The 20,831-nt window shown below is 40.5% G+C and carries 20 protein-coding genes and 1 pseudogene; 15 read left to right on the forward strand and 6 right to left on the reverse strand.

Going from position 1 to position 20,831, the window contains the following annotated elements; all coding sequences use genetic code 11:
* On the reverse strand, nucleotides 1–964 hold a 964-nt coding region (gene pstC, locus VB654_RS19795; protein WP_323215516.1), incomplete at its 3' end, for a phosphate ABC transporter permease subunit PstC.
* A gap of 86 nt (nucleotides 965–1,050) precedes the next feature.
* A complete protein-coding gene (gene pstS / locus VB654_RS19800) occupies nucleotides 1,051–2,100 on the reverse strand; it encodes a phosphate ABC transporter substrate-binding protein PstS (protein WP_323215517.1) in 1,050 nt (349 codons plus the stop codon).
* A 732-nt stretch (nucleotides 2,101–2,832) separates the two neighbouring features.
* On the opposite strand from pstS, the gene VB654_RS19805 reads away from it, so the two are divergent.
* The gene (locus tag VB654_RS19805) at nucleotides 2,833–4,341 is read left to right on the forward strand and encodes a UbiD family decarboxylase (RefSeq protein ID WP_323215518.1); all 1,509 of its coding nucleotides are present in this window, start codon (nucleotides 2,833–2,835) and stop codon (nucleotides 4,339–4,341) included.
* Nucleotides 4,342–4,650: 309 nt separating this feature from the next.
* Here the strand turns inward: VB654_RS19805 and VB654_RS19810 are convergent, their stop codons facing one another.
* Nucleotides 4,651–4,803 carry a nicotinate phosphoribosyltransferase gene (locus VB654_RS19810; protein ID WP_323215519.1) on the reverse strand — a complete coding sequence of 51 codons (153 nt, stop codon included), beginning with the start codon at nucleotides 4,801–4,803 and terminating at the stop codon, nucleotides 4,651–4,653.
* A gap of 334 nt (nucleotides 4,804–5,137) precedes the next feature.
* Between VB654_RS19810 and VB654_RS19815 the strand changes: the two genes are divergently transcribed.
* The 4 genes from VB654_RS19815 to VB654_RS19830 are packed head-to-tail and all read left to right on the forward strand — an operon-like array spanning nucleotide 5,138 to nucleotide 9,584.
* A complete protein-coding gene (locus VB654_RS19815; protein ID WP_323215520.1) occupies nucleotides 5,138–6,523 on the forward strand; it encodes a nicotinate phosphoribosyltransferase in 1,386 nt (461 codons plus the stop codon).
* Nucleotides 6,520–7,119 carry a nicotinate-nucleotide adenylyltransferase gene (locus VB654_RS19820; protein WP_323215521.1) on the forward strand — a complete coding sequence of 200 codons (600 nt, stop codon included), beginning with the start codon at nucleotides 6,520–6,522 and terminating at the stop codon, nucleotides 7,117–7,119. The genes VB654_RS19815 and VB654_RS19820 overlap by 4 nt, the downstream gene beginning before the upstream one ends.
* The gene (locus VB654_RS19825; RefSeq protein WP_323215522.1) at nucleotides 7,080–7,826 is read left to right on the forward strand and encodes an NUDIX hydrolase; all 747 of its coding nucleotides are present in this window, start codon (nucleotides 7,080–7,082) and stop codon (nucleotides 7,824–7,826) included. Before VB654_RS19820 ends, VB654_RS19825 begins: the two co-directional genes overlap by 40 nt.
* A 51-nt stretch (nucleotides 7,827–7,877) precedes the next feature.
* Nucleotides 7,878–9,584 (forward strand): NAD+ synthase, encoded by a 1,707-nt coding sequence (locus tag VB654_RS19830; RefSeq protein ID WP_323215523.1) that lies wholly within the window; start codon nucleotides 7,878–7,880, stop codon nucleotides 9,582–9,584.
* A gap of 63 nt (nucleotides 9,585–9,647) precedes the next feature.
* Here VB654_RS19830 and VB654_RS19835 read toward each other — a convergent pair whose 3' ends face one another.
* Nucleotides 9,648–10,328, reverse strand: coding sequence for a tetratricopeptide repeat protein (locus tag VB654_RS19835; protein WP_323215524.1), 681 nt, complete (start codon nucleotides 10,326–10,328; stop codon nucleotides 9,648–9,650).
* A gap of 553 nt (nucleotides 10,329–10,881) precedes the next feature.
* Here VB654_RS19835 and VB654_RS19840 point away from each other — a divergent pair.
* Together VB654_RS19840 and VB654_RS19845 are read left to right on the forward strand one after the other, a co-directional pair.
* Nucleotides 10,882–11,208 (forward strand): YbjQ family protein, encoded by a 327-nt coding sequence (locus VB654_RS19840; RefSeq protein WP_323215525.1) that lies wholly within the window; start codon nucleotides 10,882–10,884, stop codon nucleotides 11,206–11,208.
* A gap of 291 nt (nucleotides 11,209–11,499) precedes the next feature.
* Complete coding sequence (locus tag VB654_RS19845; RefSeq protein ID WP_323215526.1) at nucleotides 11,500–12,126, forward strand: hypothetical protein; 627 nt, start codon at nucleotides 11,500–11,502, stop codon at nucleotides 12,124–12,126.
* Between the two features lie 70 nt (nucleotides 12,127–12,196).
* On the opposite strand, the gene VB654_RS19850 is transcribed toward VB654_RS19845, so the two are convergent.
* Together VB654_RS19850 and sufR are read right to left on the reverse strand one after the other, a co-directional pair.
* A complete protein-coding gene (locus VB654_RS19850; protein ID WP_323215527.1) occupies nucleotides 12,197–12,457 on the reverse strand; it encodes a hypothetical protein in 261 nt (86 codons plus the stop codon).
* Between the two features lie 95 nt (nucleotides 12,458–12,552).
* Nucleotides 12,553–13,239 carry an iron-sulfur cluster biosynthesis transcriptional regulator SufR gene (gene sufR / locus VB654_RS19855; protein WP_323215558.1) on the reverse strand — a complete coding sequence of 229 codons (687 nt, stop codon included), beginning with the start codon at nucleotides 13,237–13,239 and terminating at the stop codon, nucleotides 12,553–12,555.
* A 270-nt stretch (nucleotides 13,240–13,509) separates the two neighbouring features.
* Here sufR and sufB point away from each other — a divergent pair, with 270 nt between their 5' ends.
* The 8 genes and pseudogenes from sufB to VB654_RS19895 all read left to right on the forward strand — a co-directional run bounded on the left by sufB (nucleotide 13,510) and on the right by VB654_RS19895 (nucleotide 20,796).
* Complete coding sequence (gene sufB, locus VB654_RS19860; protein ID WP_323215528.1) at nucleotides 13,510–14,949, forward strand: Fe-S cluster assembly protein SufB; 1,440 nt, start codon at nucleotides 13,510–13,512, stop codon at nucleotides 14,947–14,949.
* An 85-nt stretch (nucleotides 14,950–15,034) separates the two neighbouring features.
* Nucleotides 15,035–15,817 carry a Fe-S cluster assembly ATPase SufC gene (gene sufC, locus VB654_RS19865; RefSeq protein ID WP_323215529.1) on the forward strand — a complete coding sequence of 261 codons (783 nt, stop codon included), beginning with the start codon at nucleotides 15,035–15,037 and terminating at the stop codon, nucleotides 15,815–15,817.
* Complete coding sequence (gene sufD, locus VB654_RS19870) at nucleotides 15,817–17,193, forward strand: Fe-S cluster assembly protein SufD (RefSeq protein WP_323215530.1); 1,377 nt, start codon at nucleotides 15,817–15,819, stop codon at nucleotides 17,191–17,193. Before sufC ends, sufD begins: the two co-directional genes overlap by 1 nt.
* A gap of 17 nt (nucleotides 17,194–17,210) precedes the next feature.
* Nucleotides 17,211–18,473 carry a SufS family cysteine desulfurase gene (locus VB654_RS19875; RefSeq protein WP_323215531.1) on the forward strand — a complete coding sequence of 421 codons (1,263 nt, stop codon included), beginning with the start codon at nucleotides 17,211–17,213 and terminating at the stop codon, nucleotides 18,471–18,473.
* A gap of 119 nt (nucleotides 18,474–18,592) precedes the next feature.
* A pseudogene (locus VB654_RS19880) lies at nucleotides 18,593–18,970 on the forward strand (deaminase); the annotation flags it as partial.
* Nucleotides 18,970–19,518, forward strand: coding sequence for a hypothetical protein (locus tag VB654_RS19885; RefSeq protein WP_323215532.1), 549 nt, complete (start codon nucleotides 18,970–18,972; stop codon nucleotides 19,516–19,518). The pseudogene VB654_RS19880 and the gene VB654_RS19885, both read left to right, overlap by 1 nt.
* A 35-nt stretch (nucleotides 19,519–19,553) precedes the next feature.
* On the forward strand, nucleotides 19,554–20,153 hold the full coding sequence (locus VB654_RS19890; RefSeq protein WP_323215533.1) for a hypothetical protein: 600 nt from the start codon (nucleotides 19,554–19,556) through the stop codon (nucleotides 20,151–20,153).
* Between the two features lie 10 nt (nucleotides 20,154–20,163).
* Nucleotides 20,164–20,796 (forward strand): Uma2 family endonuclease, encoded by a 633-nt coding sequence (locus tag VB654_RS19895; protein ID WP_323215534.1) that lies wholly within the window; start codon nucleotides 20,164–20,166, stop codon nucleotides 20,794–20,796.
* Nucleotides 20,797–20,831 lie beyond the last annotated feature (35 nt).

Consider the following 20,831-nt stretch of genomic DNA (forward strand, 5'->3'; position numbering starts at 1 on the left):
CCAGGAGAACAGCACCAATATTTACCAACAAAGTCACTCCAAACAAAACTAATCCCAAATAAGTTAAAGCCCCAATATGTAATCCTGGAGTTGCTTCGGCAAACTCATTGGCTATGACAGACGGTATTGTATAACCCGGATCTAATAAAGAAGCACTGATTTGAGCAGAATTCCCAATCACCATAGTCACAGCCATTGTTTCGCCCAAACCTCTTCCTAAAGCCAGCATTGCTGCGCTGACAATTCCCGAAAATCCAGCAGGTAGTAACACTCGAAAAATTGTTTCCCAACGAGTACTACCCAAAGCCATAGACGCACTACGTAATTCTTTTGGGATTGCCAATAATACATCCCGGCTAATAGCTGCTATTGTGGGCAGAATCATAATTGCTAGAATAATTCCCGCAGTTAACATATTCGTGCCTACAGGATATTCTGAGTTAAAAAGTGGTATCCATTTAAAATAATTAGCTAACCACATTTGGAAAGGTTCTAAAACTGGAATAAAAATAAAAATTCCCCATAAACCAATAATCACGCTAGGAATTGCCGCAATTAATTGCACTACAAATGCCAGAGTTGTTTGTATAGAAACTGGTAAAAAATTTTCACTAGTGACTAATGCAACTGCTAAACCTATAGGAAAAGCAATTAAAAGAGCGATCGCACTACTTACAAGGGTTCCATAGATATAAGGTAAAGCACCAAAAACTTCATTATTTACATCCCAATCTTGCCCCCATAAAAACTCTATGCCAAACATATCAATAGCTGGCCGAGCTTCTTTAAAAATGATCCAACTCATCACAAACAGCATTGCTACAGTAATGGCAGCAAAAGCATATACGAGCCATGTAAATCCTTGGTCAAACCAACCTTTGATCCCATCCTTAGCTATTAACTCAATATTTTCATTGTTTAGAGGTAATGAACTATTGTGGGGTGAATTAGAGGAATTTTTCATGAAAAATCACAAACAATGAGATGATTTTGGATTAATAGGGTGAACAAATAGCCCACCCTAATAAAAAAAATAATTAAGATGGTTAATTATGGTTTAACAGTGCTATTTACTGTTTGCAATACCCGATTTACCACTGCGGGGGGAATTGACGTATAATTTTGTTGAGCATTCAATTTTTGCCCATCAGTCAACACCCAATTAATCCATTTTCTCACAGCATCAGCTTTAGCAGCATTAGGATATTGTTTATAAACCATCATCCAAGTCAAACCCACAATGGGATAACCTTGTGCTGGATCTGCGGCAAAAGTACGGAAATTATCAGGAAAAGTCACAGATGCTAAAGCTGCGTTTGCAGATTGCAAAGAAGGTGCAACAAATTGTCCAGATTTATTTTGCAGCACTGCTGATTTCAGTTTATTTTGGGTAGCGTAGGAATATTCTACATAACCAATAGCACCAGGAGTACGAGAGACTAAAGCAGCTACACCAGGATTACCCTTACCTCTGAGAACATTGGGCAAATTCCATTTGGGAGCAGTACCAGTTCCAACTCTACCTTTAAAATAACTGTTGATGGAACTTAAGTGGTTGGTAAAAATAAAAGTTGTACCGCTACCATCAGCACGAACCGCAAATCTAATTGGTTGGTTTGGAAGATTTACACCAGGATTATCAGCTTTAATTTTGGCATCACTCCAGTTGGTAATTTGACCAGAAAAAATAGCTGGTAAAGTAGTACGAGATAATCTGAGATTATTCACACCAGGGAGATTATAAACGACGGAAACAGCACCACCGGCTGTAGGTACTAAAATTACACCGTTCTTGACTTTAGCCATATCACTGTCTGTCATAGCAGCATCACTACCACCAAAGTCAACAGTTCCAGCAATGGTTTGCCGAATACCACCACCACTACCAATTGCTTGGTAGTTAATTCTCATATTGGGAAATTTCTTTCTCACTTCACGAGCGTATCTTTCATATAAAGGCGCGGGAAAAGTTGCTCCTGCACCGTTGAGAGTTTGGGCTTGAGCTTGAGCAGGTGCTGCACAAATAGAACCAAGAGCAACAGCAGTGGTTAGCACTGAAGTAGTAAATGCTCGTTGCAAAATGGTGGCGGAAAAATTCATATTACCTCTAATTTTAAGGATTGATTTTTCTTTTATTTACAACATTAGATTAATTGGCTGAAGGTTAAACTTAGTTTAAGTTTACATTAATACAAATTTAAAATATTATTAAAAAATGATTTACAGCGATTATTATAAATGAAAAATAATCAAGAGTTTAGTGGATATTTGGCGTAGCTGTAATCAAGAGATGGAATGAGAAAATTAATTTTTTACCAATACCTGATGATGAAAAAGACAAAAAATAATTATGAAAGTTATCGTAATAAGCATGGGTGGCGAAAGCAAAACCAGCAGGGGTCATATTACAAGACCACCTGCCAGCCAGGTCTGTATATCATCGCCATGTTTGATTAGGGTAGTGCTTATTTTTTATAAATAACGCCTATCCCTCATGAGGATAACTTGATAACTGCAATTTAATGGTTAAGGTCAGTCTTGTACTAGGTTAATTTACCGTTAAAAAGATGTAATTAGGGTTTGCTGTTCGCGTAGCGTGTCGTGGAGGTAGGGAACAGGGTTAGCTATTTTCTGATTTATTCAACCCAAAATTTACATTTTTGATGGTACACCCTGCAAAAACCTTGCACCTACTTTCGGGTTTATCAGCCTCAAATCTTCGATTTATCTGGGTTTTATATTTATTTAGCAAGCCCTGCGGTACTAGTGGGTAATGATCAATAATATAAGAGAGCGCTTTACATTTCTTAAATATTTCAATTTATTAGCACAATGGCAAGAGACTTACGGGGATTTATCAAGATTTTGGAAGAACGAGGACAATTAAAGAGAATTTCGGCTCTAGTTGACCCAGAATTTGAAATTGCGGAAATTTGCAACCGAATGCTGCAACAAGGTGGGCCAGGGTTGCTGTTTGAGAACGTCAAAGGTGCATCATTCCCGGTGGCAATCAATTTGATGGGAACGGTGGAAAGGATATGCTGGGCAATGAATATGGAACGTCCAGAGGAGTTGGAAACTCTGGGTAAAAAGCTGGGGATGCTGCAACAGCCAAAACCACCGAAAAAGATTTCCCAAGCTATAGATTTTGGGAAGGTGCTGTTTGATGTGGTGAAGGCTAAACCAGGAAGAGATTTTTTTCCAGCTTGTCAGCAAGTGGTAATTCAAGGCGATGATTTAGATTTAAATAAATTACCGTTGATTCGTCCCTATATAAATGATGCTGGTAAAATTATCACTCTGGGGTTGGTAATTACCAAGGATTGTGAGACAGGTACGCCTAATGTGGGTGTTTATCGCTTGCAATTGCAATCTAAAAATACGATGACTGTTCACTGGTTATCTGTGCGCGGTGGGGCGAGACATTTACGCAAAGCTGCTGAACGTGGTAAAAAGTTAGAGGTGGCGATCGCACTGGGTGTTGATCCATTAATTATCATGGCAGCTGCGACACCTATTCCTGTCGATTTATCAGAATGGTTATTTGCGGGATTGTATGGTGGTTCCGGTGTCAACTTAGCCAAGTGTAAAACCGTAGATTTGGAAGTTCCCGCCGATTCAGAGTTTGTTTTAGAAGGAACAATTACACCAGGGGAAGTCTTACCAGATGGTCCCTTTGGTGATCACATGGGTTATTACGGTGGTGTGGAAGATTCGCCATTAGTGCGGTTTGGGTGTATGACGCACCGCAAAGATCCCATTTATTTAACCACATTTAGCGGTCGTCCACCTAAAGAAGAAGCGATGATGGCGATCGCACTCAATCGGATTTACACTCCTATTCTGCGGCAACAAGTCTCCGAAATTGTCGATTTCTTCTTACCAATGGAAGCTTTAAGTTACAAAGCGGCAATTATTTCCATTGATAAAGCATATCCGGGACAAGCGCGACGGGCGGCTTTAGCATTTTGGAGTGCTTTACCCCAATTTACCTACACCAAATTTGTAATTGTGGTAGATAAAAGTATTAATATTCGTGATCCGCGTCAAGTCGTGTGGGCGATTAGTTCCAAAGTTGACCCTACTAGAGATGTGTTTATTTTACCCCACACACCCTTTGATACCTTAGATTTTGCTAGTGAGAAAATTGGTTTAGGTGGACGGATGGGAATTGATGCGACGACCAAGATTCCACCAGAAACAGATCATGAATGGGGTTCGCCCTTAGAATCAGATCCAGATATTGCCGCGATGGTAGATCAACGATGGGCTGAATATGGTTTAGCAGATTTAAAGTTAGGAGAAGTAGACCCGAATTTATTTGGCTACGATATGCGTTGACACTCTCCGGTTTAAAGACCTACCGTGTACACACAACTTCTGCCTGTCTGTGTTTGAACCTGTTTTGCTCCCTAAATCCCCCTAGTACAAGTCGGCGTAAATAAACAGACCATTCAAAATCCATGAAAAGCCGATTTTATAAGCTTTTTAACTTTTGACGAACGCCTTGCGGTACTAGTTTGGGGGACTTTGAAAATTCTTGTTCCCCCATAATTGGGGATTAGGGGGAAATTTGATCACTTGTGTATACACGATAGGCAAGCAAAGAGGGGGAATGAGAATTTTCTTGGTGATTCATTTTAAAGAGAATTACCAACCGTTTGCTGTGCGTCGTTTATAAAATTCTCCTGTAAATGGCTGCACACCAATCATCGGATAAGCATCATCACTGGGGCTAAAAATCCGCATTACGGCCTCAGAAATATACTGCATTATGCTCACAAATATCTTTGAAATAGACATGATGAGACTCCTTTTTTGAGTCGCGTTGATTGTTATTTATCTACTTTATTTCTAATATTCTTAACTAGGTGAAAATTGCAATACTTCTTTGGGTATCTTTGCAATACTTTAGGTGAGGACTATCATTGATTATCTTCTCATTTTAGTCCAATTTTGTCCAGTAATTTTAATAAAATTCACTATTATATTTTATGAAAAATTTGTATTTCTTCAGATTAAATTCTACCATTAACCCCGATAACGGCATTATATAACTTTCTGGGTTTGAGAGTTGACATTATTTATAGTAAAATCTACCATAATAAAAGTAGCCTTCTTTTAAGGACGCTCTTACATGGCAACTTTTCCAGACTGGGACAGTGAACTTAATCTGTGTGTAGATGATTACAGCTTGCTAACAGACCTTTACCAATTAACAATGGCAGCTTGTTATACAGGTGAAGGTGTAGAACAACGACGGGCTAGTTTTGAACTATTTGTCAGACGCTTACCAGAAAATTTTGGCTATTTAATAGCTATGGGTCTAGAGCAGGTTTTGACATATTTGGCAAATTTTCGCTTTAGTCCGCAGCAAATACAGGCTTTACAAGCAACGGGAATTTTTACTCATGCCAGCGATCGCTTTTGGTTAATCTTAGCTGAGGGGTGTTTCACTGGTGATGTGTGGGCAGTATCAGAGGGAACAGCCGTATTTGCTAATCAGCCATTATTGCGGGTAGAAGCACCCCTTTGGCAAGCACAACTAGTAGAGACATATTTACTTAATACAATTAACTATCAAACATTGGTGGCCACAAGAGCTGCACGCATCCGGGATATTGCCGGAGAAGCAGCCACACTTTTAGAATTTGGCACGAGGAGGGCATTTAGTCCCCAAGCCTCTTTATGGGCGGCAAGGGCTGGTTTAGCTGGGGGATTGAATTCGACTTCTAATGTGTTAGCAGCGCTACAACTGGGAGAACAGCCAAGTGGTACGATGGCTCACGCTTTAGTGATGGCACTGTCAGCAATGGCAGGTAGTGAAGAACAAGCTTTTACTGCCTTTCATAAATATTTTCCCGGTGCGCCATTATTAATTGATACTTATGATACTATCGCTGCGGCAGAGCAGTTAGCGGCAAAAGTCAAGGCTGGCGAAATGAAATTAACTGGGGTGAGGTTGGATTCTGGAGATTTAGTTACTTTGTCAAAACAAGTGCGATCGCTTCTGCCTCATGTATCAATTTTTGCTAGTGGTGATTTAGATGAATGGGAAATTGCCAGACTCAAAGCTGCTGATGCCCAAATCGATGGCTATGGACTGGGAACGCGATTAGTTACGGGCGCGCCTGTCAATGGAGTTTATAAACTCGTGGAAATCGATGGTATCCCGGTGATGAAACAGTCTAGTGGTAAGGTGACTTATCCTGGACGCAAGCAAATTTTTCGCTCGTTTGTGGGAGATAAGGTAAAGGCCGATAAGTTGGCGTTAGTAGATGAAAGCAATGTCTTGGGATCACCTTTGTTGCAGTTGGTAGTCAAGAATGGTGAACGGTTACATCGGCGGGAAAGTTTACCTGAGATTCGCCAACGAACTGCGGCTACTGTGGCTAGTTTACCACCGGAAACTCGCCGTTTGGATGATCCAGTGGGGGTGGATGTGGAGATTTCTGACCAATTGCAGGAGTTGATTTTGAAGACGAACAAACGAACCGCAGAGGCGCAGAGGACACAGAGATGAGAATTGCTTTGTTTGGTACTAGTGCTGACCCGCCGACTGCTGGACATCAAAAGATTCTCAGGTGGTTATCTGAGGGTTATGATTGGGTAGCAGTTTGGGCGGCTGATAATCCTTTTAAGTCTCATCAAACACCTTTGGAACATCGGGCTACAATGCTGCGATTGTTAATTACGGATATTGATACTCCACGGCACAATATTGCTTTGGAACAGGATTTGAGTAGCTTTAGAACTCTGGAAACTTTGGAAAAAGCCAAGTCTCGCTGGGGTGAAGATGCTGAGTTTACTTTGGTAATTGGTTCTGATTTATTACATCAGTTACCGCGCTGGTATCACATTGAAGATTTGTTACAGCAAGTGCAACTGCTAATTGTTCCCCGGCCAGGATATGCCATAGATGAGTATAGCTTGGAAGCAGTGCAAAATCTGGGCGGTAACATTGCGATCGCTAGTTTAACTGGTATAGATGTTTCTTCCACCGCCTACCGTGAACATGGAGATACTCAAGCCCTAACTCCCCCTATTGTCGCTTATATTCATCAAGAGCATTTGTACAAATGCCAGGACGCAACCACAAAAAGTTACCAATTCAATTAAATCAACAACCTTTGGCCGATTTTAAGGTTGGTGTTGATAATGTCATTTTTTCTGTAGATACTGCCCAAAATCGGCTGTTAGTTCTCTTAATCATGCGACAGCAGGAACCATTTCTCAATTCTTGGAGTCTTCCCGGTACTCTGGTACGTCAAGGAGAGTCTTTAGAAGATGCTGCCTATCGAATTATGGCGGAGAAAATCAGGGTGAATAATCTTTATTTAGAACAGTTGTACACCTTTGGCGGTCCTCATCGCGATCCACGAGAAGCTAGTGGTAGTTATGGTGTACGTTATCTCTCAGTTAGTTATTTTGCCCTAGTCAGATTTGAAGAAGCAGAATTAATTGCTGATAAAGTCTCTGGGATTGCTTGGTATCCAGTTAAAGATGTCCCACAATTAGCCTTTGATCATAATCAAGTTTTGGCTTATGGACACAGACGTTTACGAAATAAGTTAGAGTATAGCCCGGTGGCTTTTGATGTTTTGCCAGCCAGCTTTACATTAAATGATTTGTATCAGTTATACACCACAGTTTTAGGCGACAATTTCGCCGATTATTCTAACTTTCGGGCGCGATTACTCAAGTTAGGTTTTTTATCCGATACAGGCATCAAGGTATCACGGGGTGCAGGTCGTCCGGCTACTTTATATAAGTTTGATGCTGAGGCTTTTGCACCTCTGAAAGACAAACCTTTAGTTTTTATTTGACTACTAAAATATCAGGAAATCCATTGTATAATCCCAAAACCTAAATCAAAAATGAAAATTGCGATCGCTCAACTAAATCCAATAATTGGTGATTTGCCTGGAAATGCCCAAAAAATTCTGTCAGCAGCCCAACAAGCCGCCGCTAAAGGTGCGCGTTTATTATTAACACCAGAACTTTCTTTGTGTGGTTATCCCCCAAGGGATTTATTACTAAATCCTAGTTTTGTAGCAGAGATGGGGATGATATTAAAACAACTAGCTACAGATTTACCACCTCATTTGGCTGTGTTGGTAGGAACTGTTTTACCAAATTTAAAAGCGCATACTACTGGCGGTAAAAGTTTATTTAATAGCATCGCTTTGTTAGCAGATGGCAAGGTAAAGCAATTCTTTCATAAACGGCTGTTACCTACTTATGATGTATTTGACGAAAATCGTTATTTTGAACCAGGGTTAGAAGCTAGTTATTTCACTTTAGATAACCTTGATATTGGTGTAACTATTTGCGAAGATTTATGGAACGATGAAGACTTTTTAGGTAAACGTAGTTATGCCATAAATCCTATTGCTGATTTAGCAAGTTTACGTGTTGATATAATTGTGAATCTATCTGCTTCACCCTATAGTCTTGGTAAGCAGCAATACCGAGAAGCAATGCTGAAGCATAGTGCGATACGTTTTGCCCAACCGATGATTTATACTAATCAAGTCGGGGGAAATGATGATTTGATTTTTGATGGGCGCAGTTTTGCTTTGAATCGTCAAGGTGAAGTTGTTTCTCGTGCTAATGGTTTTGCCAATGATTTAGTCATATTAGAATTTGATGAGACGCAGAGAGATTTACAGGTGAATTCTATCAAACCTGCATATCAGTCAGATGAGGAGGAAATTTGGCAGGCTTTGGTGTTGGGAGTACGAGACTATGCCCAAAAATGTCGTTTTTCTCAAGTGGTGCTGGGTTTAAGTGGGGGAATTGATTCGGCATTAGTGGCGGCGATCGCATCCGTAGCCCTTGGTAAAGAAAATGTCCTCGGTGTCCTCATGCCTTCTCCCTACAGTTCATCACATTCTGTGAGTGATGCTTTGGCATTAGCAGAAAATCTGGGCATTGAAACCACTATTTTAAAGATAGGGGAATTAATGCAAAGTTTTGATCACACCTTAGCTGATTTGTTTGCTGGGACTGAATTTGGTATTGCTGAGGAAAATATCCAGTCTCGGATTCGTGGTAATTTATTGATGGCGATCGCTAACAAATTTGGTTATCTTTTATTATCCACTGGTAACAAGTCAGAAATGGCAGTAGGTTACTGCACCCTTTACGGTGATATGAATGGCGGGTTAGCTGTAATCGCTGATGTTCCTAAAACCCGTGTTTATTCACTGTGCCATTGGTTAAATCGTCAAAATGAAATCATTCCCCAAAATATTCTCACTAAACCCCCTAGCGCTGAACTCAAACCCGGACAAGTAGACCAAGATTCTCTACCCGACTACGAAACTTTAGACAACATCTTGGAACACCTGATCCACAACCACCAATCAGCCGCCCAACTTGTGGCCGCAGGCCATGATCCGGTAATTGTCAACAGAGTCATTCAGATGGTGACACGGGCTGAATTTAAACGCCGACAAGCACCCCCAGGATTAAAAATTACTGATCGCGCCTTTGGTACTGGGTGGCGAATGCCAATTGCCAGTAATTGGGCGGCTGTCAAAAATACCTATCAAACTCAAACCACCCCTAACCCTAAATGATGCAGCTAGTAGGCGTTACTAGTGAATCTCAGCCAATATACGCCTTGATCACTGATAACTGATTCACCCTCCTAACTCCCGTAACATCCCATTTACCCGGTTCACTCCTGCCGAATCATTTCGCCGTTGATACAAGTCCCGTGCTTTCTGAAGCATATTATTGGCTTGTGCGGTTTGTCGTCGCTGTTTATACATAAGAGCCATAAACTCATAAGTTTGGGCGTTATTGGGATTCAGTTTAATGGCTTCTTCATAAGCCCAATTAGCGGCTGTAAAATTTCCCAAACGGGCTTGAGTGATACCTAATCCCAAATAAGCATTTAAATTATTACGGTTGAGTTGAACCGCACGACGGTAAGATTCTTTTGCTCCTTTGGTGTCACCCAAATTAGCTTTGATGTAACCCACAGCGTAATGATAATCACCATTATTAGCATTAATAGCGATCGCGCGACGATAAGAGGCTAGAGCTGGTTGAAAATTTCCTAGTTTGGCATAGAGGTAGCCGATACCAGAATGGATTTTAGCATTCCTTGGCTCAATTTTAGCTGCTTGTTGATAAATAGCGATCGCTCCATTATAGTCTCTAGCAGCTACAAGCCTCTGTCCTTCCTCAAAAAGTCTCTTTAATTGGAGGTTTGTGGTTTGGGCTATGAGTACCTGAGCCTGAGCCACCGAGGGGATACTAACGGCACTAAATCCTAAAAACAGAACACCAACTACAAGTGATATGCGTTTGTACACAGTAAAATTCCTGAATTTTTAGAGGACTTTTTTTTGTACATTAAAACAAAAATTGTGAATTTTGAAAACTGTATTGGTTTACTTTCACCAAATTTAAATAAATTGTCTATTCAGATACTTTTTCACAGCACAAAATATCCTGCATTTATAGTAAAGCACAGATTGATTATTATAAAGTATTCAGTATATCTCGCTAATCAATTTCTGATTGGACAAAATGCCTTTTATTGCCAGTGATTTTTGTACCGCCTTCCCCACCAGACAAATATCGCAACTGCCAAAGTGGTTAGGACATGAAAAAAGTTTAAAACCCAGTCACAGCAAGTATTTCAATTTTGACTTTTGCCATAGCAGGTATCTCGCCTTGCTATGATGCCACAAAGAGGCAGAGAGCAGGAGGATTTGGGACTCATCTCATCCCAGGGTTCACAGCAACTACATTGATCTATGAGATCAATCCAAAATCTAAAACTGAATAACGGTTTTTTATCCCTGTTCCCTGTTCCCTTTGGCAGAATGTTAATTTAACATAACAAATACAATAGAACCACTTATGATTGTAACTACGACTGATGTAATTCAAGGTGCTATTATTGAATCATACTTGGGTATTGTGACGGCAGAAGTCGTTTATGGTAGTAATTTTATCCGAGATTTTTTTGCCAGCATTCGAGATGTTATTGGTGGTCGAACTGCCAGCTATGAGCGTTTATTTGAGCAGGGACAGCGCAAAGCCATCGAAGAATTAGAACAACGCGCCCAGCGTTTAGGCGCAGATGCTGTGGTGGGGATTGAATTTGATACTGGCACAATCAATATTGATCAAAGCGGAGTTTTGTTACTGATTACAGCCACAGGTACTGCTGTAAAAATTCGTTAGCACTGTTCATGATATTTGCTTTCTAGCTAATGGGTAATATCTTCAATATAATTATCCATTAGCAAATTAGCGGTTTCTTATCTAAAAAATTAGACATAAAGCATAAATAAATTTAATAGATATTTATGAAGGAATTTTCATGAATCCTGCTGAAGATAGACTAATTAACTCCTTCTATTGATAGAGATTAAAAATTATATCTGGCAATTTAATTTTAAGCATAAGCATGAATCATCAAATCAATATAACGGAGAAAACACTTTGCTAATAAAGCAATGGAGAAAATAAACTATGTCATACATGAATCGCGTCGGCGATGATGTTATTAATGAACCAGCCGCAGGTAGAATAGCTGAATATCATGATCGAGTGCGCTGGGGTCCAATAATTGCTGGCGTGTTGGTAGCTTTAGCCACGCAATTAATTTTGAGTTCCTTATTTGGCGCTATCGGCGCGGGTGCAATTGCCGGTTCAGGAGCGCCTAGAACTATAACGCCTGATGTTGCGGCTAATGTGGGAATTTGGTCAACCCTGGCTTTGTTAATTTCCCTATTCGTTGGTGGCTGGGTGACAACTCGTACTTGTGGCCCCATGAACCGGAATACAGCCCTACTCAATGGCGCAATTCTCTGGGCTACTACCATCGCCCTGAGTTCTTGGCTATTAGCAAGTGGAGTCTGGGGTACTTTTGGTGTTGTAGCTCCCAATATTGCAGTAGCTGTACCTCCCCAGGCAGTTCAACCAGGTGCGCCCGTACCTCCAACTACTGTCACAGCTGAACAAGCCCGTCAAATTGCTGCGGCTACTTCCAGGGCTTTGTGGTGGTTTGTATTGGGTTCTTTGTTGAGTTTGGCGGCGGCTCTTATGGGTGCTGTTGTGGGCGCGCGCAGTCCTAGAACTCATAATTATCGGGCTTAGGAAAGTGCTGAGTGGGGAAAGTTTTGAGTAAGTTTCTTTCCCCCTGCTCCCTGCCTCTTCCTGGTATCTTTTACCATTTCAAATAAGAAGCTTCAATTCCTTGCTCTCGTTTAATTTTGGCATCCTTTTCAAACCAGGTAATTAGTTGCTGTGTGGTTAAGTCTTCCATCGCCACACCGTACTCTTGGGCGATATGCTTTAAAAGTTTGAGGGATGAAATTGTTAATCTGGTTAAAAATTTTTCTGAAGAAGATAGCAACGCTGCATCTACTTTTCCTGATTCTTCTAAGGAGAGGAATTGGGTTGTTGGTTGTTGCGGTGATGTATCCATATATTTAGTTTTTAAACCTAATTAAATATTGATTCATGGACAATAAAGAATTATTGATTGGTAAAAAGCCTTACCACTCAATTATTAGCCACGATTTAAACTGAATGAGATTGGGTTGGTCGAGCTTGCACTAAATAGCCGCAACGATGTTCACCATCGATAATCCAATGGGTGCGTTCTACGTGACAATCTGGTAGCACGGCTGCAAACATTTCTAATTCATGACCGCAGATGCTAGGGAAAGATTCAGCAACATCGGAAATGGCACAGTTATGTTCCATGAAGATAAAGCTATCCACTTGTGAGGATTCCACAGAGTGATATTCTGCCATGAATCCTTCGGCTTTTCTCAGATTCACTAAATTGGCTACACGCTCTTCTAATGATCCGTTACCGACGCGATCGCGGTATTCTTGAGCTTTACGCTCCCACTGTTTTTGTAAAATCGAGGTTACTTGGTCACGGCCTACGGTTTGGGCTAAAGTGTCCAGCAGTGAAACTGCAAATTCACCATAGCGATCGCTTTGATAATTGTTTAAACTCCGTTGCAGGCGATCGCGTCCCCGGCGGCTTAACTTATAGATATGCTGTGGCCGCCCCATACCTATTTGTACAGATGAATACAAAACTAGGTCTTCCGTCTCCAAATCTTTCAGATGACGACGAATTGCTTGCTTGCTGACATCTAAAACTTCGGCTAACTCAAAAGCAGTTGCTTGTGAGCGCTTAAGCAGATACTCAAGAATATCTTGCTTGGTTGAGGTCTGGTGAGTAGTCTCCATTTGCTCTACAAGACGCTGCATGAACGTCCCCAAAAATTTTTTTTAGAAAATTTGACTTTAACAACATTGTTGTTGTTAATTTAGCGTAAAATGAAAATAAATTAAACAACGATTATGTTGTTTTACTCCCTAAGTCCTATTTTAACAGCCGTGTAACCACTCGGAAACACGAAACAGGAAGAGGCTGAAACAGCCCGTCTCCCACCCTTAAAGAGATTTCCCGTAAACAGATTCCACAATTCCAATTCTGAACACAAGAGATTAATACCGATGAGTGCCACTGTCAAAACCTTAGTCAACCAACCCTACAAGTACGGCTTTGTTACAGATATTGAAGCTGACACTATCCCCCGTGGACTAAATGAGGACGTTGTTCGCTTGATCTCCGCCAAAAAGAACGAGCCACAGTTCATGTTAGATTTTCGCCTCAGATGTTATCGCCAGTGGCAAAAAATGACGGAACCAACTTGGCCAAGTGTCAAGTATCCAGCCATCGATTATCAGAATATTATCTACTATTCCGCGCCCAAGAAAAAGAAAGCCAAGCTCAACAGCTTAGATGAGGTAGATCCTACCCTGCTAGAAACCTTTGAGAAATTGGGTATTTCCCTCACCGAACAGAAGAGATTAGCAAATGTAGCTGTGGATGCAATTTTTGATAGCGTTTCTGTTGCTACCACCTTCAAAGAAAAACTCGCCGAAGATGGAGTTATCTTTTGCTCAATTTCAGAAGCCTTACAAGAACATCCCGAACTGGTGCAGAAGTATCTAGGTAGCGTCGTCCCCGCAGCAGATAATTATTTTGCGGCTTTGAATGGTGCTGTATTCAGTGATGGTTCTTTTGTCTATATTCCTAAAGGCGTAAAATGCCCAATGGAATTGTCTACATATTTCCGCATCAACTCCGGTGATACAGGACAGTTTGAACGGACTTTGATTGTAGCTGAAGAAGGTAGCTATGTTTCCTACCTAGAAGGTTGTACTGCACCGATGTATGATACTAACCAATTACACGCTGCGGTAGTGGAACTTGTCGCCCACGATAACGCGGAAATTAAATACTCCACTGTGCAGAACTGGTACGCCGGTGATGAAAAGGGTAAAGGTGGCATTTATAATTTCGTTACCAAGCGTGGTTTGTGTCAAGGTGTCAATTCTAAAATCTCCTGGACTCAAGTCGAAACAGGTTCAGCCATTACTTGGAAGTATCCTAGCTGTGTGTTAGTGGGTGATAACTCCGTGGGTGAATTTTACTCAGTGGCGCTGACAAATAATATGCAGCAAGCTGACACAGGTACAAAAATGATTCACGTGGGTAAAAATACTCGCAGTACAATTATTTCTAAAGGCATATCGGCGGGTAATTCTAGCAACAGTTATCGCGGTTTAGTGAAGGTGAATCCTACGGCTAAGGGTGCGAGAAATTATTCTCAGTGTGACTCAATGCTAATTGGCGATAATGCCCACGCGAACACTTTCCCTTATATTCAGGTGCAGAATAATTCTGGTAAGGTGGAGCATGAGGCTTCTACTTCTAAAATTGGGGAAGATCAACTGTTTTACTTCGCTCAACGGGGTATTTCCCCAGAGGACGCTATTTCAATGATGATTAGCGGTTTCTGTAAGGATGTTTTTAATCAGCTACCGATGGAGTTTGCTGTGGAAGCTGACAAGCTTTTGAGTATGAAGTTAGAAGGTAGTGTTGGTTAATGCTTGTAGTAAGCACTTTAGTGCTGCAATAAAGGCGCTTTAGCGCCTACTACAAACCAAATAGAGAAAGTTAAGAGAAGAACAAATGATTATTGAAAATAGCGAAGTTGTGCTGTCAGTTAAAGATTTGACGGCTAATGTTGATGGAACCCAGATTCTCAAGGGTTTAAATCTTGAGGTTCGCTCTGGAGAAGTTCACGCAATTATGGGGCCGAATGGTTCTGGGAAGAGTACTTTTTCTAAGGTTTTGGCTGGACACCCAGCTTATGAGGTGACTGGTGGTGAGGTGATTTTCCAAGGTCAGAATCTCTTGGAAATGGAACCGGAGGAACGAGCTAGAAGCGGTGTGTTTTTGGCGTTTCAATATCCGTTGGAAATTCCGGGTGTGAGTAATCTCGATTTTTTACGGGTAGCTTACAATTCTCGCCGCAAGGCTGAGGGTTTGGAAGAGTTGGACGCTTTTGATTTTGATGATTTGATTGAGGAAAAGTTGGAAGTTGTCAAAATGAATCCGGCTTTTCTCAACCGTAGTCTCAATGAAGGGTTTTCTGGTGGTGAGAAGAAGCGCAATGAAATTCTGCAAATGGCTCTGCTAGAACCAAAGTTGGGTATTCTGGATGAGACTGATTCGGGTTTGGATATTGATGCTTTGAGAATTGTGGCTGATGGTGTGAATCAATTGGCTAGTCCAGAAAATGCCACAATTATGATTACTCACTACCAACGTTTGCTCAATTACATTGTGCCTGACTATGTTCATGTGATGGCTCATGGTCGCATTCTCATGTGTGGTGGTAAGGATTTGGCTCTGGAATTGGAAGAGCGTGGTTATGACTGGGTACTAGAAGGTGCTGAGGTGGGTGTGTAATGACTATTCAAGTTTCTCCTAGTCCAGTTCCTAACTCGAATGCTGTGAGTTTGACTTCTACTTTGTTGGATAAAGATAGTTATTTGACTGGGTTGTTAGATGAAGTCACCGCAGTAAAGTCCGCAGATTTCTTGCAAGAATTACGCCAAGATGCGGCTAATTGGGTGCGTCATTCTAGTATCCCTAGTACTCGTGAGGAGGAATGGCGGTTTACTGATTTGTCAGCGCTGCGTCAAGTGCAGTTTCATGCGGAAACTCAATTAAAATCAGTTGATATCTCGGCTTTAACTTTACCAGAGGCTGTTAATAGTCGTTTGGTGTTTGTTAATGGTGTCTATGCGCCGGATTTATCCGCCGTTGCAGATTTACCTTCTGGGGTTGTTGTGGGTAATTTGGCGGGTTTTTCCAAGTCTCAGCAGGAGCGTGTTAAACAGTTTTTAGCTCAAGCGGAGGGTTCACAGGAGATTTTTACTGCTCTCAATACTGCTGGAATTTCTGATGCGGCGGTGGTTTGGGTGGCTAAGAATGTGATTGTGGAAACTCCTATTCATCTGTTATTTATTGCGGTTGCTGGGGAGAAAGCGACGATTTCTCAGCCTCGTTGTTTGGTGGTGGCGGAATCTGGTGGTAATGTGACTTTGGTGGAAGATTTTATTAACCGCAGAGGCGCAGAGGACGCAGAGGGGGTTTATTTTAGTAATGCGGTTACGGAAGTTTGGCTGGGTGAAAATGCTCAGGTGAGTCATACTAGAATTGAGCGGGAAGGTGCAGAGGCTTTTCATGTCGGGAAGACTGCTGTTACTCAAGCTCGTGATAGTCGATATACTTGTCATGCTTTGAGTTTTGGTGGTAAGTTATCGCGCCACAATTTAGAAATTTTGCAAACTGGTGAACAAACCGAAACGACTCTCAACGGTTTGACGATGATTTCTGATAGACAAGTGGCTGATACTCACAGTGCGATCGCACTTAATCATCCCCATAGTACCAGCACACAGTTACATAAGTGCATTGTAGGCGATCGCGCTCATGCAGTATTCAATGGCAAGGTGTTTGTGCCGAAAGCCGCGCAGTTAACAAATGCCGGTCAATTAAATCGCAATTTATTGTTATCATCTAAGGCCAGAGTTGATACTAAGCCTCAGTTGGAAATTACCGCCGACAACGTGAAATGCGCTCATGGTGCTACCGTTAGTCAATTGGAAGATGACGAAATATTTTATCTCCAAAGTCGGGGAATTAACGAAGATGATGCGCGTAAGTTGTTAATTAATGCCTTTGCTGCGGAAATTATCAACCAAATCCCCGTCAAATCTCTACAAGCAGTCCTATTAAACACAGTCAATAGTCTCAAGTCTTTGACTAATGACAAATAACTAATGACTAATTACCAATGACTTTCACCCCTACCAAAACCCTAGCTGATAAAGTTCGCGCTGATTTCCCGATATTGCATCAGGAAGTTAACTCGAAACCGTTGGTTTATCTGGATAATGCAGCTACTTCCCAAAAACCTTTGTTCGTGTTAAACATCCTACGGGATTATTACGAACAATATAATGCTAATGTGCATCGTGGCGCTCATACTCTAAGTGCTAAAGCCACTGATGCTTATGAAGGTGCGCGAGATAAAGTAGCTAAATTCATTAATGCTGCGTCACGTCAGGAAATTGTCTACACCCGCAACGCCAGTGAAGCCATTAACCTGGTAGCTTACAGCTGGGGGATGAACAATTTGCAAGCGGGGGACGAAATTATTATGTCGGTGATGGAACACCACAGTAATATTGTTCCTTGGCAACTTGTATCACAAAAAACGGGTGCGGTGTTAAAGTTTGTGGAATTGACACCAGAAGGAAGTTTTGATTTAGAACAGTTCAAAAACCTGATTTCTAACAAAACAAAATTAGTTGCTGTCAGTCATGTTTCTAATACTTTGGGCTGTATTAACCCAGTAGCAGAAATTGCCAAAATTACTCACCAATACGGTGCAAAATTCTTAGTTGATGCTTGCCAAAGTGTACCTCATATGCCTGTGGATGTGCAACAAATCGATTGTGATTGGTTAGTTGCTTCCGGTCATAAAATGTGCGCCCCCACTGGCATCGGATTTTTGTATGGTAAGTTGGAACTGTTAGAATCAATGCCGCCATTTTTCGGTGGTGGTGAGATGATTGCCGATGTGTATTTAGATCATTCTACCTACGCAGAATTACCCCATAAATTTGAAGCCGGTACTCCTGCAATTGCGGAAGCGATCGCCCTGGGGGCGGCAGTAGATTATCTTAGTAATATTGGCATGGATAAAATCCACGCCTACGAAGCCGAACTCACAGCGTATTTGTTCCAACAATTAGAGCAAATACCCCAAATCACAATTTACGGACCCAAACCCAACGCCAAGGGGGAAGGAAGGGCTGCATTAGCTGCATTTACAGCCGCAGATGTCCACCCCAACGACTTATCAACATTATTAGACCAAGAAGGTGTAGCAATTCGTTCGGGACACCATTGCACTCAACCATTACACCGTTACTTAGGTTTACCGGGAACCGCACGAGTAAGTTTATCTTTCTATAACACCCGCGAAGAAATTGATATTTTCATCAAAGCGCTGAAAGAAACTCTGGACTTTTTTGCTGGTTTTCTTGCTTAAAGATTAGGTGGGTAATTCCCACCTTTTTGATGTTTCGCGCCAAGTTCTATACTGCAAAACAGATAGCAAACTTAATTTAAAGGCCAAGCACAACGGACAGTTTTTTTGATGAACTACGTGAATATCGGCAGAAACTTGGTATACCTCCTACTGGTAGTAAGACAGATAAATCAACAATTGCTAAACTAGAAATAGATGGTCAAAAGTTTTTTGGTATTAATTCTGGTAGTAATCCTTATCCTCGCCAAATAACTTTTAAAGTCAATCCCATAACTAAAACTCATGCAGAAGCTGATGTTTTTCAACAAGCCAAAGATGCAGATGTTACAGCTATAAAAGCCCGTTTAGTTGTAGATAGAGACCTTTGTGACGCTTGTGGTTTAAGAGGGGGTGTAAATTCTATGGCTTGGCAGTTAGGTATAGAAGAATTAGAAATTATTAGTCCCAGTGGCAGTAAAATAATTAAAGTTACACCCCCAAAGAAAAGGAAGCAATAATGTTTGTATCAAACTTATCTGTAGAAAAATGGGTTGGTAATAAAAATGAAGGTTATTTAATTGAAAATCCCAGCTTCAGTCAAGTTGAAGAAGCTATTGGTGAATTAGATGGTAAGACCAAAACATTAGTCACATTGGGTGATGATGAAGCTTATATGAGTATTGGGGGTGGTAATTCAGGAAAATATATTGTTACTGCAACCTTAGATAATGAGAGTTTTTATACTCTTTTACATCAGCCAAAATACGATATCAAGACTTCTATATCTTCTAAAAATCAAATCACTGTACTTCATTTCTATAATGAATTAAAAAAACAAAGAGATAATCTAGACACTCATAAAGATAAAGTTATTTTTGTTTCACCTAAATTCTCAAAATCTAAGGATACAGAAGAATTAGTAGTTGGAGGTCAAGCAGGCAATTATCCTGTAAAAATGTGTGTTGATTTACTCGAATGTTTACTAGCTGCAATCACATTTGCTGAGTCAGGTCAACTTGAACCTTCATTGACTTGGAAAGAGGATGAATCTTTAGTTATAGTCTAATATATGATTTACTTGAATTTACAGCAGTAAATTAAATGTCATACAGTGATTTTACCCTCGACAAAGTTAGAAAACAGTTTGGTTTAACCATCTCAGACAAAGTTGATATTTTTGCATCTATTGCAGAGGTTGAATGTCCGCAACTTTTAACAGAAATATTACGAGAAAATATACCTTTAGGACTGGCTAGTAATACTGAAAAATCTCGTTCAGAAATGATCATTGCACCAATATTAATAGCTGTCAGAAAATATTTAAACAATGAAATTAGTTTATTCTCAGGAATTGATTTTACTGTAGATACTGCACAAGGTTTAAATGGTAATTGTGATTTTATTATTAGTCGTTCGTCAGAATTATTAATTGTTAATGCTCCAGTCATCACAATTGTGGAAGCTAAAAAAGAAAATATCAATGCAGGTTTAGGACAGTGTGTAGCGGAAATGATAGCTGCTCAATTGTTTAATGAACGAGAGGGGAATGATATTTCTACAATTTACGGAACTGTCACCACTGGTACTAACTGGAAATTTTTAAAACTTACGAAGCAATTGGTAGATATCGACTTGAGCGAATACTATATTAATAATATAGGTAAAATTATAGCAATTTTATCTAATATTGTCATGGAATAGGTATCTTAATATGCTTGTCCAGTCAACCCTTGCTGAACAAAGAACGGTTTTACATAACATCAGTTGGGAAACCTTTGAAGCTTTGCTGAGAGATACAGGTGAGGATAGAGGTTCTCGGCTTGCTTATGACTGCGGTACTTTAGAAATCATGACCCCACTGTTTGAACATGAAAACGCTAAAAGTAATTTTGGCAATTTTATTATTGCTTTAGCTGAAGAATTAGATATTGAAATTATAAGTGCTGGTTCCACAACACTGAAGCGGCGATTAGCAAATAGAGGTATAGAACCAGATAATTGTTATTATATTCAAAATGAACCAGCTATTAGAGGTCAGGAAACACTAAATTTAGAAACAGATCCTCCTCCTGATTTAGCCATTGAAATTGACATTACCAGTAGTTCAGTTAATAAATTGGGGATTTATGCAGCACTGGGTGTGACTGAATTGTGGACATATAACGGACAAGATTTAAAATTTTATCATTTGCTAGAAGGGCAATATATTGAGTGTAGCTTTAGTATTACCTTCCCCCTAATTTCAGTTAGTGATATCAGTCGATTTATTCAGCAGATAAAACACATGGGTGAAATTGCTTTATTGAAATCCTTCCGTGTTTGGTTGAGGGAGAAAGTACAGTAATTAGTTAGCAATTTCTCTGCATCATTGATTACGAA

The sequence above is a fragment of the Nodularia sp. UHCC 0506 genome (assembly GCF_034931045.1).
Classification (GTDB): domain Bacteria; phylum Cyanobacteriota; class Cyanobacteriia; order Cyanobacteriales; family Nostocaceae; genus Nodularia.

Coding starts and splice junctions, on each gene's coding strand:
- VB654_RS19830 (WP_323215523.1), top strand. CDS start 7,878: ATGAAAATTGCGATCGCTCAACTAAATCCAATAATTGGTGATTTGCCT.
- VB654_RS19845 (WP_323215526.1), top strand. CDS start 11,500: ATGTCATACATGAATCGCGTCGGCGATGATGTTATTAATGAACCAGCC.
- VB654_RS19815 (WP_323215520.1), top strand. CDS start 5,138: ATGGCAACTTTTCCAGACTGGGACAGTGAACTTAATCTGTGTGTAGAT.
- sufR (WP_323215558.1), bottom strand. CDS start 13,239: ATGGAGACTACTCACCAGACCTCAACCAAGCAAGATATTCTTGAGTAT.
- pstS (WP_323215517.1), bottom strand. CDS start 2,100: ATGAATTTTTCCGCCACCATTTTGCAACGAGCATTTACTACTTCAGTG.
- VB654_RS19840 (WP_323215525.1), top strand. CDS start 10,882: ATGATTGTAACTACGACTGATGTAATTCAAGGTGCTATTATTGAATCA.
- VB654_RS19805 (WP_323215518.1), top strand. CDS start 2,833: ATGGCAAGAGACTTACGGGGATTTATCAAGATTTTGGAAGAACGAGGA.
- VB654_RS19875 (WP_323215531.1), top strand. CDS start 17,211: ATGACTTTCACCCCTACCAAAACCCTAGCTGATAAAGTTCGCGCTGAT.
- sufB (WP_323215528.1), top strand. CDS start 13,510: ATGAGTGCCACTGTCAAAACCTTAGTCAACCAACCCTACAAGTACGGC.
- VB654_RS19850 (WP_323215527.1), bottom strand. CDS start 12,457: ATGGATACATCACCGCAACAACCAACAACCCAATTCCTCTCCTTAGAA.
- sufC (WP_323215529.1), top strand. CDS start 15,035: ATGATTATTGAAAATAGCGAAGTTGTGCTGTCAGTTAAAGATTTGACG.
- VB654_RS19810 (WP_323215519.1), bottom strand. CDS start 4,803: ATGTCTATTTCAAAGATATTTGTGAGCATAATGCAGTATATTTCTGAG.
- VB654_RS19825 (WP_323215522.1), top strand. CDS start 7,080: ATGCCAGGACGCAACCACAAAAAGTTACCAATTCAATTAAATCAACAA.
- VB654_RS19885 (WP_323215532.1), top strand. CDS start 18,970: ATGTTTGTATCAAACTTATCTGTAGAAAAATGGGTTGGTAATAAAAAT.
- VB654_RS19895 (WP_323215534.1), top strand. CDS start 20,164: ATGCTTGTCCAGTCAACCCTTGCTGAACAAAGAACGGTTTTACATAAC.
- sufD (WP_323215530.1), top strand. CDS start 15,817: ATGACTATTCAAGTTTCTCCTAGTCCAGTTCCTAACTCGAATGCTGTG.
- VB654_RS19820 (WP_323215521.1), top strand. CDS start 6,520: ATGAGAATTGCTTTGTTTGGTACTAGTGCTGACCCGCCGACTGCTGGA.
- VB654_RS19890 (WP_323215533.1), top strand. CDS start 19,554: ATGTCATACAGTGATTTTACCCTCGACAAAGTTAGAAAACAGTTTGGT.